Origin of the sequence: Luteitalea sp. TBR-22 (assembly GCF_016865485.1) — a bacterium.
GTDB lineage: Bacteria > Acidobacteriota > Vicinamibacteria > Vicinamibacterales > Vicinamibacteraceae > Luteitalea.
Genome location: NZ_AP024452.1, coordinates 323,610 through 339,560, shown reverse-complemented (window position 1 = coordinate 339,560; position 15,951 = coordinate 323,610). Strand labels below are relative to the sequence as shown.

The window sequence follows — 15,951 nt, the reverse complement described above, 5'->3', positions numbered from 1 at the left end:
CAGTCAGCGAGGCCTGGCACACGACGACGGACCGTCGCCCAAGGGCGACGGCTACGACACCGTAGCGGCGTTCGACGAAGGTCGATGACCCAATCACGACGGCCAGTTGTGGCGGCCCTACGCCAAACCCTTCCGGATGGCGCGGGCCAGTCCGCCCCAGCACATGGGGAAGGGAACACCGAGCTCCAGGCGCCGCAGTTCGGTGTCGTTCAGCTGCTGCCGGAACACGCGTCGCAGTTCCTCGACGAACCGCGCCTCACGCTCCTGCTCGCTCAGCGCCGCATCATCGACCAGCCCACGGGCGAGGCCGCGCATCACCTCCAGGCGATCGAGCAGCTCGGCCATGTGTGCGACGACGGCGGTCACCGGTCCGAAATGCGTGAGGAAGAGCGCCGACGGCTGCCAGTCGAGGATGCGCCCGACGCTGCGGTGCCAGGTCGGCACGTCGATGTCGGGCGGCGGTGTCGGCGGCATCACCGACTGCATGTGGCTCGTCCGGCACCCGCCGGTGTCGCCCACGAACGCAATCCCGGAAGCGCGATGCAGGTAGCTCACGTGGTGCTGGGCGTGGCCGGGCGTGTAGGCCACCTCGATCGCATGCCCGCAGATCGTCAGCGCCTCGTCACCGCGCAGCACCTGGAGGTTGGCGGCCGGGACGGCGGCGAACTCGCCCCACAGCACGTCCATCTGATCCCCGTAGATCTGGGTCGCGCTGGCGATGAGCTTGTCCGGAGCGGCCATGTGCGTGGCGCCGCGCTCGTGGACGTACACCCGGCAGCGGGGCGCCCGCTTCACGATCGACCCGGCTGCGCCGGCATGGTCGAGGTGGATGTGCGTCAGCAGGACCGCCTCCACGTCGTCGAGGCGGAGTCCCCCCGAGGCGAGGTCGGCCTCGAGCGCCGCCAGGTCGGTGGAGGGGCCGGGGTCGATGAGGGCGAAGCCGGAGGGGCCCTCCAGGACGGCCGTGGCGATCACCCCGGACGTGCCCCGGAACCGGCCGTCGGCGTAGCGGAGTTGGTGAGCGAGGACCTGCATGGCTGAATTATGGCAATGCCCTGATGCCGGAATGCCGAGAATGTCGAGGGTGGTCGGCCTGGCGCACGTCTCCGGCACTCGACATTGCCGGCATCCGGGCGACCGAATGCTGACAATGCGTGTCGAGGCCGACGAGGTCCGACATCCCCGGCATCCCCGGCATCACGGCATCCCCGGCATCACGGCATTCGGACGCTGGGCCCGGCCTGCCCGAATGGCGGGCAGGCCCGGGGCCCAGCGTCCGTATACTGGTGGCGGAGATCAGCGAGCCGCGATCCGGACCCCTGGGAGCCCCCGTGGGCCGGTCAGCACGTCGATGACCGACACACGACAGAAATCGGGCGACCTCGTCCTCGAGCGGACCGAGAAGCAGACCAAGGAGCCCGCGCGCTTCAAGGTCCTGCTGATCAACGACGACTACACCACGATGGACTTCGTCGTCGAAGTCCTCGAGACCGTGTTCCACAAGACCCCTGCCGAGGCGTTCCGCATCATGATGCAGGTGCATACGCAGGGGAAGGGGCTGTGCGGCGTGTACACCTTCGAGGTGGCCGAGACGAAGGTGGAGGCGGTGCACGAACTCGCCCGACAGAACGGGTTCCCGTTGCGGGCGGCCCTGGAAGAGGAGTAAGACCCATGTTCAGCGCATCCGTCGAGCTGCTGCTAGGCGTGGCCTACCGCGAGGCGACCTCGCGACGCCATACGCACCTCACGCTCGAACATCTCCTCTACGTGCTCGCCCACGACACCGAGGCCGAGCGGATCCTGGCCGCCTGCGGCGCCGACCTGCCGCGCCTGCGCTCGGAGCTCGACAAGTTCCTGCAGCAGAACATCGAGCAGTTCCCGCGCGGCGCCCAGAAGGAGCCCGAGCAGACGCTCGCGTTCCGGCGCGCCCTGCAGACCGCCGTGCTGCACGTGCAGAGCGCCGGCAAGAGCGAAGTGCAGGCCGGCGACCTGCTGGCCGCCCTGCTCCAGCAGAACCGCTCCTACGCGGCGCAGTTGCTCGAGGGCCAGGGCGTGACCCGCCTCGACGTCCTCAACTACATCAGTCACGGCATCTCCAAGGTGCCGGCGCCCGACGAGCCGGTCGGCGAGGACCGCCCGGCCGCGGCCGGGCAGGGGGACGAAGGGTCCTCCACCTCGCGCACGCCGCTGGACGCCTACGCCGTCAACCTGACGGTGAAGGCGCGCTCCGGCGCGCTCGACCCGCTGGTGGGTCGCACCGCCGAAGTGCAGCGCACGATGGAGATCCTCTGCCGGCGGCGGAAGAACAACCCGATGTTCGTGGGCGAACCGGGTGTCGGCAAGACGGCGCTGGCCGAGGGCCTGGCGCAGCGCCTGCTGCAGGACGACGTGCCCTCGGTGCTCAAGGACGCGGAGGTCTTCTCGCTGGATGCCACCGCGCTGCTCGCCGGCACGCGCTTCCGCGGCGACTTCGAGGAGCGCTTCAAGGCCGTCGTCAATGCGCTGGCGAAGCGTCCCAAGCCGATTCTGTTCATCGACGAGATGCACAGCACCGTCGGCGCCGGCGCCACGACCGGCGGCACGATGGACCTGGCGACGCTCATCAAGCCGGTGCTGAGCGCGGGCGACATCCGCGTGATCGGCGCGACGACCTTCGAGGAGTTCAAGCAGGTCGAGAAGGACCGCGCCCTCGCTCGCCGGTTGCAGAAGGTGGTGATCGAGGAGCCGTCGGTCGAGGAGACCGTCACGATCCTCAAGGGCCTGCGGAGTCGCTACGAGGACCATCACCACGTCACCTACACGGACGGGGCGATCGAGACGGCCGCCAAGCTCGCCGGCCGTCACCTGCGCGACTACCGACTGCCCGACAGCGCGATCGACGTGCTCGACGAGGCTGGCGCAATGCTGCGGTTGTCCGTCTCTGCCCCGGCCTCGGCCGATGGGCAGGCGCCACCGGTGGAGGGTCGGGTTCCCGCCCCCGAGGCTCCGGCGGGCAGCGCGCCGACCGGCCTGCCTGCCGCAGCGCCCCCGGCCGACGGCGCAGTCGAGGGTCCGCGCCAGGTCGTCGACGTGCCCGAGATCGAGCGCGTCATCGCGCGCATGGCCCGCATCCCCGACAAGCAGGCCCACGCCTCCGACAAGGAACGGCTGCGGACGCTCGAGGATCAGTTGATGCGCGTGGTGTTCGGCCAGGACGACGCGGTCAAGGCCGTGGCGCGGGCGATCAAGCGTGCACGGGCGGGCCTCGGCCAGCCCGACAAGCCTGCCGGCTGCTTCCTGTTCACCGGCCCGACCGGCGTCGGCAAGACCGAGCTGGCCAAGCAGCTCGCCATCCACCTGGGCAACCAGTTCGTGCGCTTCGACATGTCGGAGTACATGGAGAAGCACGCGGTGGCCCGGCTCATCGGCGCGCCCCCGGGCTACGTCGGCTTCGAGCAGGGCGGCCTGCTGGTCGACGCGATTCGCAAGGACCCGTACGCGGTGCTCCTGCTCGACGAGATCGAGAAGGCACACCCCGACATCTACAACATCCTGCTGCAGGTGATGGATCACGCCACGCTCACCGACAACACGGGGCGCAAGGCGGACTTCCGGCAGGTGATCCTGATCATGACGTCCAACGCGGGGTCGCGCGAGATGAGCCAGGCGCTGGTCGGCTTCAGCGGGTCGTCGTCGGGCAAGGGGGCGGCCGGACGCGCGAAGCAGGCGCTCGAGCGCATCTTCAGCCCCGAGTTCCGCAACCGCCTCGACGCCACGGTCACCTTCGGGGCGCTGTCGCCGGCCGTCGTCGAGACGATCGTCGAGAAGTTCGTCCTGCAGCTCGAGGCGCAGCTGGCCGAGCGGCGCGTCGCCATCACCCTCGAACCCGAGGCGCGCGCGTGGCTCGCCGGGAAGGGGTACGACCCGGTCTACGGGGCGCGGCCGCTGGCGCGCGTCATCCAGACCGAGGTGCGCGACCCGCTCACCGACGAGATCCTCTTCGGCCGCCTGGAGCACGGCGGCAGCGTGACGATCGGCCTGAAGGACGGCGCGCTGACGTTCGACATCGTGAGCACGCCGGCGCCGGCGGCCAAAGACACGATCGATGCGTAGCGTCTGGAAATTTCACAAGTCAGGAATTCCACAATTTCATGACCACCGCCACGGGGCCGTCAACGACGCTGGTGAAATTCTGAGATCGTGCAACTCTGCGATTTGCCATGAGTGACCAACAAGAGCCCGTGAAGGTCGTCGATCGTCGCTGGTGGGCGCGGACCGTCGCCGAGGACGCGCCGGCGCAGGCCGAAGACGGTCCGACCGTCTTCGAGAGGCCGACGTACGTCCAGGAACTCGAGCAGCAGCTCGCCGAGAAGAACGAGCAGCTGCAGGAGTACGTCAACGCCGTGCACGAGGCGCAGCGCGAGTTCGAGGCGATGCGCCTGCGCGTCCGCAAGGACGCGGCGCGCGACGCCGAGCTGTCGCGTCGCGCCGTCTTCGCCGACCTTCTCGAGGTCGTCGACAACCTCGATCGCGCGCTCGGCGCGGCCCGCGCCGGCGGCAGCGCCGATGCGCTGGTCGCCGGCGTCGAGCTGGTGCGGCAGCAGTTCCTCCACAAGCTGGCCGGCTACGGCATCAGCCGCATCGAGCCGATCGGCGAGCCGTTCGATCCCGAGCGACACGAGGCGATCACCACCGTGCCGGTCACCCCGCAGTTCGGGGAGGGCATCGTGGCCGGCGTGGCCGCACCCGGCTACCTGATCGGCGAGGACGTGTTGCGTCCCGCCGCGGTCGCGGTCGCCTCCGACCACTAGGACGTCCCGGCCAGACACGCGTCGGAGCCGGGCCGGCCTTTCCGTCTCGTGTACGCTGCGGGCGTGACCAGCACGCCGGATCAGGCAGCACGCGAGGCGCGGCGCGCCCACCTGCGCGCCGAGTACGCGCGCGCCCTGCGCCCGGCGATCGAGGCGCTCTCGAGCGAACAGGCATCGCTGATGGCCGGCATGATGCCGGGCCTGGTCCTCGGCCTGGTGGGCTGGGGCACGGCGATCGCGCTGCTGGTGCGTCACCCGTGGCCGGACACCTGGTGGGGCGACCCGGCGAGCTGGCAGGTCGTCGGCCTGGCGGTGCTGCTCGTGCTCGGCGTGCGACGCGCCGCGCACTGGCTGGATGGCGGCCGCGCCGCCCGTTTCAAGGCGTCGGCCGACACCTTCGAGCGCGACGTGCTGCCGCGCGTGTTCGCGACCCTCCGTCCCCGGGCCTCGTACAAGAAGGGCGCGGCCGTCGATCGCGGCTGGATCCGCCGGTCCGCGCTCGTCCCCGGCGCCAACGAGTACGGCTGTCGTCACCTCGTGAAGTGGTCCACCGGAGGCATCCGCGTGCAGATGGCGCGCGTCGACGCCGCCGAGGTCACCACCCAGCGGGACGGCGACACGACGCGCATCTCCGTGGTCCGGGGTGTCGTGGCGATTGCGACCATGCCGGTGCAGGTGCCGGGGCACGTGCGCGTCGGCCGACGCGATACCGATCAGCTCGGGCTCGAGCCGCTACCCGGCCACAAGGACGTGACCCCGGCGATGCTGTCGCGCGTGCCGGGCAGCGCGCCCCCGGCATGGCTGCACGACGACTACGTGGCGACGACCGATTCGGCCGCCGTCGCCGCGCTCGTGCTGACTCCCGACGTGATCGGGGTCCTGAACGCCTTGCGCGAGCAGGGGCGCAGCGTCCGCCTCGCGGTGGCCCACGGTGAGGTGTTCCTCGTGCTGGAGCGCTGGGCGGCGTGGTTCGGTGACCTGGCAGGCCGCCTCGACGAGGACCGCTACGTGGAGATGGGGGAGTTCATGGACGCGGTCGATACCATCGCCCTGGCGGTGACGGCCCGCATGACCGCGCCATGAGCGCGAGCGCGTCGCAAGGCCGAAGGCGCAAGGAAATCGACGGACTGGCCTGGCTGCCGGCTGCCCAACCCACCGCCAAGATCGCCAGCCCGCCGATCCCTTGAACCACCCACATCAACAGCAAGCACCGTGCCGATCCGTGCGGGCGAGATCACCCGTGTTCCGTGATCCGTGCGGCGCCCGCCCTTACCCGACACGTAAGCCGCTTTCGTGGGATGTAAGCGATTGACGAGGCAGGGCCCGCGCCCCCCGTGAGCCGTCGAGCGATGCCCCGCAGGCAAGTGAACCGCAGCAAGGAGGGTCGGCAGGTGCGGGGACACCCGTGACCCTCCAGGCTGCGGAAGGAACCGCCGCGAGCGGACCGGCGACGGCCGGGCGCCCACCCGACCGGCCGGCCGGCCGCAACGATTCCAACCTCGGTCGCGCTACCAGAACTTGCGCGAGATGTTGAATCCGATGAACCAGTCGTCGGGCGTGCCGCCCCTGGCAATCTGGCCCATCGTCGTCTGCAGGCCGTTGGAGAAGTTCAACTGGAACGCGTGGTTGCCGGCGCGCATCTCGAGACCGATGGCGCCGTGCGTGCGGCCCTCGTCGTAGCCGCTGACGCGTGGCGCCACCTCCGCCACCAGGTAGGAGCGACGCGTCATGCGGATGCGACCGCCGATGCCGAGCAGGAACGAGCTGTTGTCGTCCACCAGTTCGCTCGGCAACGTGTTGGTGTTGTTCACCCACGTCGGCTCGACGTAGACCGCTGCACGCTTGCCGATCTCGCGCGACACGATCAGCCCGATGCCGGGCGAGTAGCTGTCCTGGAAGTTGTTGGTGCCGTCGGCCGTCAGGTTCAGCGCCAGCCCGACGCCGAACTTCTCCTGCGGCGCGATCTGCTGCTGGGCGAAGAACTGGATCGTGCGGTCGCTGGTGCGCAGGACGCCGACCTGCGTGCCCTTCAACAGGCCGTAGCGCACCTCGAGGCCGATCAGGCCGCCGGCGTCGAGGCCGAACAGGTCGGCCGCCAGGTCGCCGAAGTTCCCGTCGTCGAGCGGGCGCCCGAAGCGGTGCGTCACGCGGAAGGCGAACTTGCCGCGCGGCATGCGCAGCGAGGTCGGCAGGCCGACGATGGTGAAGTCGGGCTGCGCCGGGTTGACGTCGAGATCCGGATCGTCCTCGTCGTCCTGGACCACGGCGGTTGCATCGGCCGCGGGCTTCGGGTCCTCGGCGGTCGCGGGCGTGGTCGGCGTCGCGGGGGCGGCGGCGCCCTCGACGGCGGGCTTGGGTGTCGAGGCGGGCTCGGTGCGCGTCTCCTGCGCCGCCGCAGGCAGCGCGCCGATCGCGATCAACGTGAGCGCAGTGGCAAGGAATGTCGTCTTCATGTGCGCCTCAGTTGTTCTGCGCGCCCTGGTTGATCCAGCGGCGGATGATCAGCATCTGTCCCTCGGTGAGGAACGGCCCGGCGTTCCGGGGCATGCGCTGGCCGATGATGCCGGGCGTGCCTTCGAGCTTCTGCACCAGGTAGCTGTTGTCGGCGTCGCCGGGGATGACGCGCACGGCGCCCGGCTTCTGCACGCTGGCGACGTTGACCAGCTGGGCGTAGCCGGCCTCGGTCGTCAGGTTCAGGTTGGCCGCCGGCGTGCGTCCCTGGTTGGTGTGGCACTGCGTGCAGGCCGTGCGCCCGGACGCGTCGGTGCTGGTGAAGATGTTCTGCGAGATGCTCGAGTAGGTCGGGGTCAGGCCCGGCGACGGGCCGGCGATGTCGGAGAGCTTCTCGTCGCAGCCGCTCGCGAAGGCGAGCAGGCCGAGCGAGACGGCGAGGGCGGCGCGGCGGAGGGAGGACGCCTTCACTTGGCCACCGCCTTCACCACGAGCGTGCCGGTCATGTCGTCGTGCCCCTTGCCGCACTCCTCGGTGCACAGCACCGGGAAGGTGCCGGCCTCGGCGGCCACGAACTCGACGTCGACGGTCTCGCCCTTCGGGACCTCGGCGTTCACCTTGAAGCGCTTGATGCCGATGCCGTGCAGGCGATCGACAGAGGTGACGCGCAGCACGACGCGCTCGCCCTGCGCCACCTCGATGGTGGACGGTTCGAAGTCGTACTTCTTGGCCTTCACCTCGATCACGCGGGGCGCCTGCTGCGCGACGAGCGACACGACCAGGCCGAGCGCCAGGAACGGCATGGCCAGCGCACTGCGGCGCCAATCTGACTGGAACACGGGGCTTCCCTCCATGCCGACAGGAAGGGCAAGGCGCGTGCCGAGTCCGGATCGAGGGTTCAGGCGCAATCCGCGCGGTCGCGGCCCGGTGCTGGAGACGACCCGCGAAAGCACTTACGTATCACGTAAGCGGAACGAGGACCGGGCCGTCCGGCCCTCCGGCCCCTGAGGTACCCCGAACCGTCGGGCAGGCCGACGGCTGCGGCCGGAGACGACCGACGTGCGAGTTCGCCGTTCGTCAGACGTCAAACGTCAAACGTCAATCGATGCCGTGCTTGCCCAGGTAATGCGAGAGGGCGCGCTGGCTGATGCCGAGCGATTCGGCCGCGTCCTTCTTGACGCCGCCCGAGGCGCGCAGCGCGGCCAGGATCGACTCGCGCTCGGCCCATGACACGTTGTCGTGCAGCCGCGCGGAGGGCAGGCCGGTCCCCGTGCCCTGCGCGCCCGGCATCAGCAGCACCAGGTCGCGCGTGATGGTGGCGCCGGTGGCGAGCACCACGGCGCGCTCGATCGTGTTCTCGAGCTCGCGCACGTTGCCGGGCCACGCGTAGTGCACCAGCGCGTCGAGCGCGGCGTCCTCGACGCGGAGATCGGGCTTGCCGAGCGACGTCGCGATCCGGCGGGTGAAGTGCTCCACGAGCAGCGGGATGTCCTCGCGCCGCTCGCGCAGCGGCGGGATGCGGATCGGAATCACGTTGAGCCGGTAGTACAGGTCGTTCTGGAACTTGCCTTCGGCCGCCATCACCTGCAGGTCGCGGTTGGTGGCGGCGATCACCCGCACGTCCACCTTCTGGGTGCGCTCGGCGCCCAGCGGCTCGAACTCGCGCTCCTGCAGCACGCGCAGCAGCTTGGCCTGCACGCTCGGGCTGATCGTGGAGATCTCGTCGAGGAAAATCGACCCGCCGTCGGCGAGCGCGAAGCGTCCCTTGCGGGCGTTGACCGCGCCGGTGAAGGCGCCGCGGACGTGGCCGAACAGCTCCGATTCGAGCAGCGATTCGGGCAACGCCGCGCAGTTGACGCGGATCAGCGGCTGCGCCCGCTCGGCACTGCGGTCGTGGATGGCACGCGCCACCAGCTCCTTGCCGGTGCCGGTCTCCCCGGTGATGAGCACCGTGCTGCGGCTCCTGGCCACCAGCTCCACGCGCGCGATCACGTCCTGCACGGCGCGGCTGCGCCCGACGATGCCGTACTGGCCGAACTGCGCGCTCTGCTCGGCCAGCAGGTAGCGGAGGCCGCTCCTGGCCTGTTGCTCCTCCACGGCGCGACGCACGCCGACCAGCAGTTCGTCGATGTCGAACGGCTTCTGCAGGTAGTCGCGCACCCCGAGCTTCATGGCCTCGACCGCGTTGCGCACGGTGCCGTGCGCCGTCATCATCAGCACGGCCGGCCGCTCGGCCTCGGGCACCCCCTGCAGCTCACGCACCACGTCGAGGCCGGTCATGCCGGGCATCAGGTAGTCGATGACGAGCACGTCGAACTGCCGCGCCCCCAGCAGCCGCAGCGCCTCCTGCGGCGAGCCGGTCGTCGTGACCTCGTGCTCGTCCTCGCGCAGCGCGCGCCCGAGCGTCTTGAGGATCTTCTCCTCGTCATCGACGAGCAGGACGGTGCCGTGCGTCATCTCTCCGTCGTCTCCTGCGGGAGCGTCAGGCGGACCGTCGTGCCCTCGCCCTGGCGGCTGTCGAGGGTGATCGTCCCGCCGAGGCCCTCGACGATGTTGCGGGCGATGGCCAACCCGAGGCCGGTGCCCTTGCGGCGCGTGGTGAAGTACGGCTCGAAGACGTGCCCGGCGACCCCAGGGTCGATGCCCGTGCCCTTGTCCACCACCTCGATCATCACCGCACCCGATGCACGCCGCGTGCCGACCGTGACGAGCCCATCGCCCGGGGGGCGATCAGCCGCACGCACCGCCTCGCGGGCGTTGGCCACCAGGTTGACCAGCACCGCCCGCAGACGGTGCGCGTCGGTGCGCACCTGGTCGGCGGCATCGTCGAGCCGCAGCGTGACCGGCGGGTCGGGCTCGGCGGCCAGGCAGGCGGCGACGGCCTCGCGGCAGATGGCGTGGAGCGAGGCCGGCGACACCTCGAGCTGCACGGGGCGCGCGAAGTCGAGGACGTCGTTGACGACACGATCGAGCCGCTGCACCTGCTCCTCGATGTCGGCGGCCGCGTCTGCCACCAGCGGATCCTCCTGGCGGCGCAGGCCGCGCAGCGCGCCGCGGACGATCATCAGCGGGTTGCGGATCTCGTGCGCGATGACCGTGGACAGGCGCCCGAGCGCCGTGAGGCGATCCCGCTCCGCGGCCTGCGCCTGGAACCTGCCGAGGGCCGCCGTCAGCGTGTGGAAGGTGCCAGCCAGCAGGCGGACGTCCTCGTCGTCCCAGGCCCGGCCGCGGTCGCCGGCCCTGAGAGGCGCGAGGGTGCCGGTGCGAGCCATCTCGCGCATCGAGGCGGTGAGATCTGAAAGCGGGCGGGTGATGGTGCGCGCGACGGCGAAGCTCGCGACGCTGGCCACCAGCGCCGTCAGCAGTGCGATGGCCGCCAGCGCCACGCGGACGCTCCGGAGGGTCGCCTCGGCTTCGGTCGTCGAGTGGAGCACCACCAGCCTGGCGTCGGCTCGCCCCTCCGGGGCCTCGCCGGGCAACCGCTGCAGCGGCACGGCGTGCCACGCGTAGTTGACGCCGGCAATCGGCAGGGCCCCCTCCGTCGCCTGGCCCAGCTCCTGCGTCAGTGACGGCAGGGCCGCGGCGCCCACCGAGGCCGCCAGCACCCGGCCGCCGACCGCGAACGCGAGCTCGCTGCCGGTGGAGGCGCGCAGCGCCCGCGCCTGGGCCTCGTCGAGCAGCATGCCCACCGACAGCAGGCCGAGCTGCTCCACCGGATCGAAGCCGATCGTGATGGGCACGGTCACCAGCTGCAGGATGCCGCGCGGGTGCGCCAGTGTCACGAAACGGGGCTGCCCGTGGGGGTGGCCCGCCGGCAGCGCGAGGCTCTGCGTGGCGACCGGCCCGCGCACGTCGCCGGCCGTGAAGACGGCGCGGCCCGCGTCGTCGCTGACGATCAGCACGTCTGCGCCGATCTCCTCGCGATAGCTGGACACGATGGGGGCGACGGTGGCGGCGTCGCGGGTGGTGAGCGCGGCCTTGAGCTTGGGCAGGTCGGCCACCAGACGCGACAGGCGCGTCGACGTGTCGACCAGGAGGCGACGCTGGCGCTCGACGAGCGACACGGTCTCGGCCTGACGCGTCGCCATGGCACGGTCGTGCTCGCGCGTCAGCCTGGCACTGACGAACAGCATCGCCGCGCCGATCGAGGCGATCGACAGGGCGACGCACACCAGGAACAGACGATTGGTCAGCGACCCGAGCGCGCGCATCACGGGGCCTGCAGGTCGACGATCGCGGTCTCGCCCGCGCGGACCACCACCTGCCGCGTGGCGAGGACGTCGCCCTCGTACCAGGCGGAGACCGTATAGGTCCCCGGCGGCACGGGCGGCAACTGGAAGGTGCCGTCGGGCTGGGTCACGTCGAAGTATCGATGCGCGAACACCAGGATGAAGGCGTTCATGTGCGAGTGGATGTCGCAGAACACGCGCACCACCCCCGGGCGATCGAATCGCACCGACTTGGACCGGCCGACCGCGTAGCGCCCGAGGTCGAAGCGGCGCGTCGCCGACAGCGAGAAGACGTTGTGGTACACGCGATCGCTGTTGGGGAAGTCCACCGTCGTGCCGGTGCGCACGGCCAGCACGTGCGGGACGAAGGTCTCGTTGCGCTGGTCCATCACCTGCCGGGCCGACACGCCGTCCTCGAAGGCCGCGCTCGGCGCGACCTCGAGGTACACGACGCCGACGCGCGGCTGGCGGGTGCGCGCCGCGTTGCGCGGGTCGATCAGGGCCGGACGGCGGTCGTCCGGCCTGGGCGGCGGCAGCGTGAAGCGGCCGCGGATGGTGGCGCCCGATTGCGTCGCTGCCGGGGCCCAGGCGCCGAGCACGAGGCCGGCCACCAGGCTCGCGCACGCCAGCCGGCGCCTCAGAACCACGTGACCACCTGCACGGCGCCGAGGTCGCTGGCCCGCACGCGGCCGCCGTCGCGGCGGTTGCGCTGCCACACCCCCTTGAGGAGGACATGCCGCCAGACGGTCCAGCCGGCGCCCACCTCGAGCCGGCGCACCGGCGCGTCCCACGTGACGTCGGTACCGGTGGACGTCGTCACCCGGGAGAAGCCCAGGTGCTCGGCACGCGCAGCCACGTACAGGCCCGGAATGAGGCGATATCGACCTTCCACGTAGGAGGCCTGCGCGTCGAGATCGCGGCTGGTGTCCTGGTCGAAGGCCGGCTGATCCCAGCGGTTCCAGATCACCTCGCCCCGCACGATCCAGCGGTCGCGCGAGATCTCTGCGTCGATGCCGTAGGCGCGCTGGTGGTAGCTGCGCAGCGGCGTGCCGGGCAGGTCGGGCGCGAGCGACCGCGCGAGGTAGGGACCACGCGCCACCGAACCGCCGATCGTGACGACGGGATGAGGGGCGTACACGACCCGGGCCGCGCCCTGCGCGCCGCCGTTGTCGTCGGTCAGGCGCGGGTCGCCGAGAGTGCCCTGCGTGACCGCCGCGTACGTGGTGACCGGCCCCTTCTGCCAGCGCACCTGCGCGCCGGTGTCCCAGCGCAGCGCGTTGGCGATCGGCAGGCCGGCTTGCGGCGTCGTGTTGCCGACCGAGTAGGTGACCAGCCAGCCGCGCCCCCGCATGCGTGCCAGTTCGTCGGTCGTCGCGGGCACGGCATCGGCGCGCGTCGACGTCAGGTACTGGTACCCGAGTGGCAGCCCGATCAGCGGGTTGTCGGTCACGTACAGGCGCCGCGGAAAGGCGCCGAACGTCGGTGGGATGCGGCCGAGGTGGACGTCGAGATCCTGCGAGAGCCACGGGCGAAGGCGCACGTACAGGGCGTAGGCCTCCGGGGCGTCGAACTGCAGCGTGCGAATCTCGGTGAGCACCGCGACACGCGGCGAGAGCATCACCTCGCCGACCAGCGACAGCCGCACGGCCCGCACCGTGCTGGTCTCGTAGTCGGAGTAGTTGAACCAGCCCTCGTCCTCCGGCGCCTTGGTCGAGTAGGACGCGCTGGCCTCGCCCGAGACGCGCACGTGCGTCGTGAACCAGTTGCCCGCCGGTGCGTCGCCGGCCTCCTGCGCGGCACACGGCGCTCCGGCGCACGCGCACGCCACGAACACGGAGAGCAGGGCGCGCCGCATCGGCAGAGGATACGTCAGGCGGCGGCCGGGGGCGGCCGGACGCCCCTGGTCGTTCTCCCTTCGCCCTGAGCCCCGAGCCCTGAGCCTGATCTAGACTGCCGCCCATGCGGGTCGTGGTGTTCGGGGCGGGCGTCGTCGGCGAGGCGGTGGCGTGGGATCTCACGCACGTGCCGCCCACGGCGGACGTGACGGTGGTCGACGTCGACGCGGCGCGGTTGCAGGTGATCGCCGCCCGGCTCCGGGTGGCGGCGCAACAGGCGGACCTGTCGGACATCGGCGTCGTGCGCCGGCTCGCCGACGCGGCCGACGTGACGGTGGGCACGCTGCCCAGCACGCTGGCGCGGCCGGTGATCGCGGCGATGGCGCGCGATGGACGCCGGCACGTGGATGTGAGCTTCCTGGCCGAGGATCCACGCGAGGACCACGAGGCGGCCCGGACCGCCGGCGCGGTGGTGGTCTACGACTGCGGCGTCGCGCCCGGCCTGAGCCATGCCCTCATCGGGCACGCGGCTCGGACGATGACGCGGGTGCGACGCGGCGTCATCGATGTCGGCGGCCTGCCGGTCGATCCAGAGCCGCCGTTCTTCTACAAGGCCCCCTTCGCGCCGGGGGACGTGATCGAGGAGTACACCCGCCCTGCCCGCCTCGTGCGCGACGGGCACCCGGTGACGCTTCCGGCGCTCAGCGAGGCGGTCACGGTGGAGGTGCCGGGCGTCGGGCTGCTCGAGGCCTTCAACACCGACGGCTTGCGCAGTCTCGTCGACACGGTGCCGGCCGACGCGATGATCGAGCGCACGCTGCGCTATCCCGGGCACCTGGCGGCGATGCGCGTCCTCGCGGACGGCGGCTTCTTCGATCCGGAACCGCGCCCCGTGGGCGGCCACCTGGTGTCCCCACGCGCGCTCACCGAGGCGGTGCTGTTTCCGCAGTGGCAGTACGCGCCCGGCGAGCGCGACATGACCGTGCTCCGCGTGGAGGTCGAGGGCGAGGGGCCGGATGGCCCGGTGGGGTTACGGTGGACGATGGTCGATCGGCCCGGCACAAGCAGCCCCTTGAGCAGCATGGCGCGCACGACCGGCATGCCGGCCGCCATCACCTGCCGATGGATCGCCTCCGGCCTCGTCTCGACGCCGGGCGTGCATCCCCCGGAACGGCTCGGCCTGGACGGCCATGCTCCGGCCCTGCTCGACGCGCTCGCCGCCCGCGGGATTCACGTGGTGGCGGACTAGAAGCGGCAGGCGGGCGGCGGCGGGCGGCGGTCAACGAAGTGTCCGTTTCCGGACACCGCTTCGTCCGGGCCTGAACGGTCGCGCCCACCGGATCGCGGAAAATCGGCCGAGATCGCGGCACGCCGGTTGCTCTTTCCGGGGCCGTGGATCGCCCCATCGAAACCTCCGTCCGCAGGCGCGCCCAGCTCAGGCGCTGGCTGCCGGTCACCGCCATCCTGGTGGTGCTGGCGTCGGCGCTGGTGTGGGGCGCCGACCTCCTTCGTCCGTCCCTGCGCCGCGACCGTGTCCGCACGGCACGCGTGGAGAGCGGCCCGCTCGAGGCCTCGCTCACCGCCTCGGGCACCGTCGTCCCGGCCGTCGAGCACGTCATCTCGAGCCCGATCGACGCACGGGTGCTCGCGGTGCTGCGACGCGTCGGCGACACGCTCAAGGCGGGCGATGCCATCGTCCGGCTCGACACCAGCGATTCGGAGCTCGAGGCCGAGAAGCTCCGACAGAGCATTGCGCTCAAGGGCAACGAGCAGGCGCGCATGCGTCTCACCCTCGAGTCGCAGCTGATCGAGCTCGACGGGCAGATCAAGTCCAAGGACCTCGAGTTGCAGGCCCTGAAGGCGGCGCTGGCGAGCAACCAGGCGCTGTCCAAGGAAGGCCTCGTGTCGCAGGAGGTCCTGCGCGAGTCGGAGCTCAAGGCCGCGCAGGCGGCCGTCGACCTCGCCCGGCTCAAGCAGAGCCGCGTCAACGCCGAGGCGACCAATCGCGCCCAGCTCGATGGCCTCTCCCTCGAGATGCAGTCGCTGCGCGCCGAGGACGCGCAGCAGCGGCGGCTGCTCGACCTCACCACCACCAAGAGCGACCGCGACGGCGTGCTGACCTTCGTGCAGGACGAGGAGGGCGCGCTCGTGCGCAAGGGTGACGTGGTGGCCCGCGTGGCCGACCTCAGCGTGTTCCGCGTCGAGGCGACCACCTCCGACGTCAACGCCTCGCGCATCCGCGTCGGGCAGCCGGTGCGGGTCCGCCTCGACGACCTGGTCACCGACGGCCGCGTGAGCGTGGTCGAGCCGCAGATGCAGAACGGCGCCCTCCGGTTCCAGGTCGCCCTGGCCGATCCGGACGCCGCGTGGCTCCGCTCCAACCTGCGCGTCGACGTGCAGGTGGTGACCGACCGCAAGGCCCGCGTGCTGCGGGTCGCCCGTGGACCGTACGCGCAGGGTGGCGGTGCGCAGCAGGTGTTCGTGATGCGCAACGGCCGCGCCTATCGCACGCCCATCCGGCTCGGTGTCTCGAACTTCGACTGGTTCGAGGTCGTCGACGGACTCGCCGAGGGCGACGAGATCATCGCCTCCGACATGCGCGAGTACGAGTACGCGCCGGAGATTCGGATCAAGTAGCGGGTGCCG

Annotated in this window: 14 protein-coding genes; 6 read left to right on the top strand and 8 right to left on the bottom strand. The window is 71.2% G+C overall.

The window, feature by feature from the left end; translation table 11 throughout:
• Positions 1 to 117: 117 nt before the first annotated feature.
• On the bottom strand, positions 118 to 1,035 hold the full coding sequence (locus tag TBR22_RS01465; RefSeq protein ID WP_239491174.1) for an MBL fold metallo-hydrolase: 918 nt from the start codon (positions 1,033 to 1,035) through the stop codon (positions 118 to 120).
• A 316-nt stretch (positions 1,036 to 1,351) separates the two neighbouring features.
• Here TBR22_RS01465 and clpS point away from each other — a divergent pair, with 316 nt between their 5' ends.
• From clpS to TBR22_RS01445, 4 genes are all read left to right on the top strand, one after another.
• The gene (clpS, locus tag TBR22_RS01460) at positions 1,352 to 1,666 is read left to right on the top strand and encodes an ATP-dependent Clp protease adapter ClpS (protein ID WP_239491173.1); all 315 of its coding nucleotides are present in this window, start codon (positions 1,352 to 1,354) and stop codon (positions 1,664 to 1,666) included.
• A 5-nt stretch (positions 1,667 to 1,671) separates the two neighbouring features.
• The gene (clpA, locus tag TBR22_RS01455) at positions 1,672 to 4,092 is read left to right on the top strand and encodes an ATP-dependent Clp protease ATP-binding subunit ClpA (protein ID WP_239491172.1); all 2,421 of its coding nucleotides are present in this window, start codon (positions 1,672 to 1,674) and stop codon (positions 4,090 to 4,092) included.
• A gap of 107 nt (positions 4,093 to 4,199) precedes the next feature.
• Positions 4,200 to 4,790 carry a nucleotide exchange factor GrpE gene (locus tag TBR22_RS01450; RefSeq protein ID WP_239491171.1) on the top strand — a complete coding sequence of 197 codons (591 nt, stop codon included), beginning with the start codon at positions 4,200 to 4,202 and terminating at the stop codon, positions 4,788 to 4,790.
• Positions 4,791 to 4,853: 63 nt separating this feature from the next.
• Positions 4,854 to 5,873, top strand: coding sequence for a hypothetical protein (locus tag TBR22_RS01445; RefSeq protein WP_239491170.1), 1,020 nt, complete (start codon positions 4,854 to 4,856; stop codon positions 5,871 to 5,873).
• A gap of 425 nt (positions 5,874 to 6,298) precedes the next feature.
• Here TBR22_RS01445 and TBR22_RS01440 read toward each other — a convergent pair whose 3' ends face one another.
• The 7 genes from TBR22_RS01440 to TBR22_RS01410 form a co-directional block, all read right to left on the bottom strand.
• Complete coding sequence (locus TBR22_RS01440; RefSeq protein WP_239491169.1) at positions 6,299 to 7,243, bottom strand: DUF5777 family beta-barrel protein; 945 nt, start codon at positions 7,241 to 7,243, stop codon at positions 6,299 to 6,301.
• Positions 7,244 to 7,250: 7 nt separating this feature from the next.
• Entirely contained in the window at positions 7,251 to 7,712 is a 462-nt protein-coding gene (locus TBR22_RS01435) for a hypothetical protein (protein ID WP_239491168.1), read from the bottom strand.
• Positions 7,709 to 8,080: a cupredoxin domain-containing protein gene (locus TBR22_RS01430; RefSeq protein ID WP_239491167.1), complete on the bottom strand. Its 372-nt coding sequence runs from the start codon at positions 8,078 to 8,080 to the stop codon at positions 7,709 to 7,711. Before TBR22_RS01430 ends, TBR22_RS01435 begins: the two co-directional genes overlap by 4 nt.
• A 259-nt stretch (positions 8,081 to 8,339) precedes the next feature.
• Positions 8,340 to 9,698: a sigma-54 dependent transcriptional regulator gene (locus TBR22_RS01425; RefSeq protein WP_239491166.1), complete on the bottom strand. Its 1,359-nt coding sequence runs from the start codon at positions 9,696 to 9,698 to the stop codon at positions 8,340 to 8,342.
• Positions 9,695 to 11,452 (bottom strand): ATP-binding protein, encoded by a 1,758-nt coding sequence (locus tag TBR22_RS01420; RefSeq protein ID WP_239493534.1) that lies wholly within the window; start codon positions 11,450 to 11,452, stop codon positions 9,695 to 9,697. Before TBR22_RS01420 ends, TBR22_RS01425 begins: the two co-directional genes overlap by 4 nt.
• Entirely contained in the window at positions 11,452 to 12,117 is a 666-nt protein-coding gene (locus tag TBR22_RS01415) for a carboxypeptidase regulatory-like domain-containing protein (protein WP_239491165.1), read from the bottom strand. Before TBR22_RS01415 ends, TBR22_RS01420 begins: the two co-directional genes overlap by 1 nt.
• Entirely contained in the window at positions 12,108 to 13,325 is a 1,218-nt protein-coding gene (locus tag TBR22_RS01410; protein ID WP_239491164.1) for a hypothetical protein, read from the bottom strand. Before TBR22_RS01410 ends, TBR22_RS01415 begins: the two co-directional genes overlap by 10 nt.
• Positions 13,326 to 13,429: 104 nt before the next feature.
• Here TBR22_RS01410 and TBR22_RS01405 point away from each other — a divergent pair, with 104 nt between their 5' ends.
• Both TBR22_RS01405 and TBR22_RS01400 read left to right on the top strand, forming a co-directional pair.
• Positions 13,430 to 14,554, top strand: coding sequence for a saccharopine dehydrogenase family protein (locus tag TBR22_RS01405; RefSeq protein WP_239491163.1), 1,125 nt, complete (start codon positions 13,430 to 13,432; stop codon positions 14,552 to 14,554).
• Positions 14,555 to 14,697: 143 nt separating this feature from the next.
• Positions 14,698 to 15,942 carry an efflux RND transporter periplasmic adaptor subunit gene (locus tag TBR22_RS01400; protein ID WP_239491162.1) on the top strand — a complete coding sequence of 415 codons (1,245 nt, stop codon included), beginning with the start codon at positions 14,698 to 14,700 and terminating at the stop codon, positions 15,940 to 15,942.
• The last annotated feature ends 9 nt before the right edge of the window (positions 15,943 to 15,951 follow it).

Bases quoted from the DNA above. Each gene is read 5' to 3' on its own strand.
- clpA (WP_239491172.1), top strand. From the start codon at position 1,672: ATGTTCAGCGCATCCGTCGAGCTGCTGCTAGGCGTGGCCTACCGCGAG.
- TBR22_RS01425 (WP_239491166.1), bottom strand. From the start codon at position 9,698: ATGACGCACGGCACCGTCCTGCTCGTCGATGACGAGGAGAAGATCCTC.
- TBR22_RS01440 (WP_239491169.1), bottom strand. From the start codon at position 7,243: ATGAAGACGACATTCCTTGCCACTGCGCTCACGTTGATCGCGATCGGC.
- TBR22_RS01465 (WP_239491174.1), bottom strand. From the start codon at position 1,035: ATGCAGGTCCTCGCTCACCAACTCCGCTACGCCGACGGCCGGTTCCGG.
- clpS (WP_239491173.1), top strand. From the start codon at position 1,352: ATGACCGACACACGACAGAAATCGGGCGACCTCGTCCTCGAGCGGACC.
- TBR22_RS01405 (WP_239491163.1), top strand. From the start codon at position 13,430: ATGCGGGTCGTGGTGTTCGGGGCGGGCGTCGTCGGCGAGGCGGTGGCG.
- TBR22_RS01450 (WP_239491171.1), top strand. From the start codon at position 4,200: ATGAGTGACCAACAAGAGCCCGTGAAGGTCGTCGATCGTCGCTGGTGG.
- TBR22_RS01410 (WP_239491164.1), bottom strand. From the start codon at position 13,325: ATGCGGCGCGCCCTGCTCTCCGTGTTCGTGGCGTGCGCGTGCGCCGGA.
- TBR22_RS01420 (WP_239493534.1), bottom strand. From the start codon at position 11,452: ATGCGCGCGCTCGGGTCGCTGACCAATCGTCTGTTCCTGGTGTGCGTC.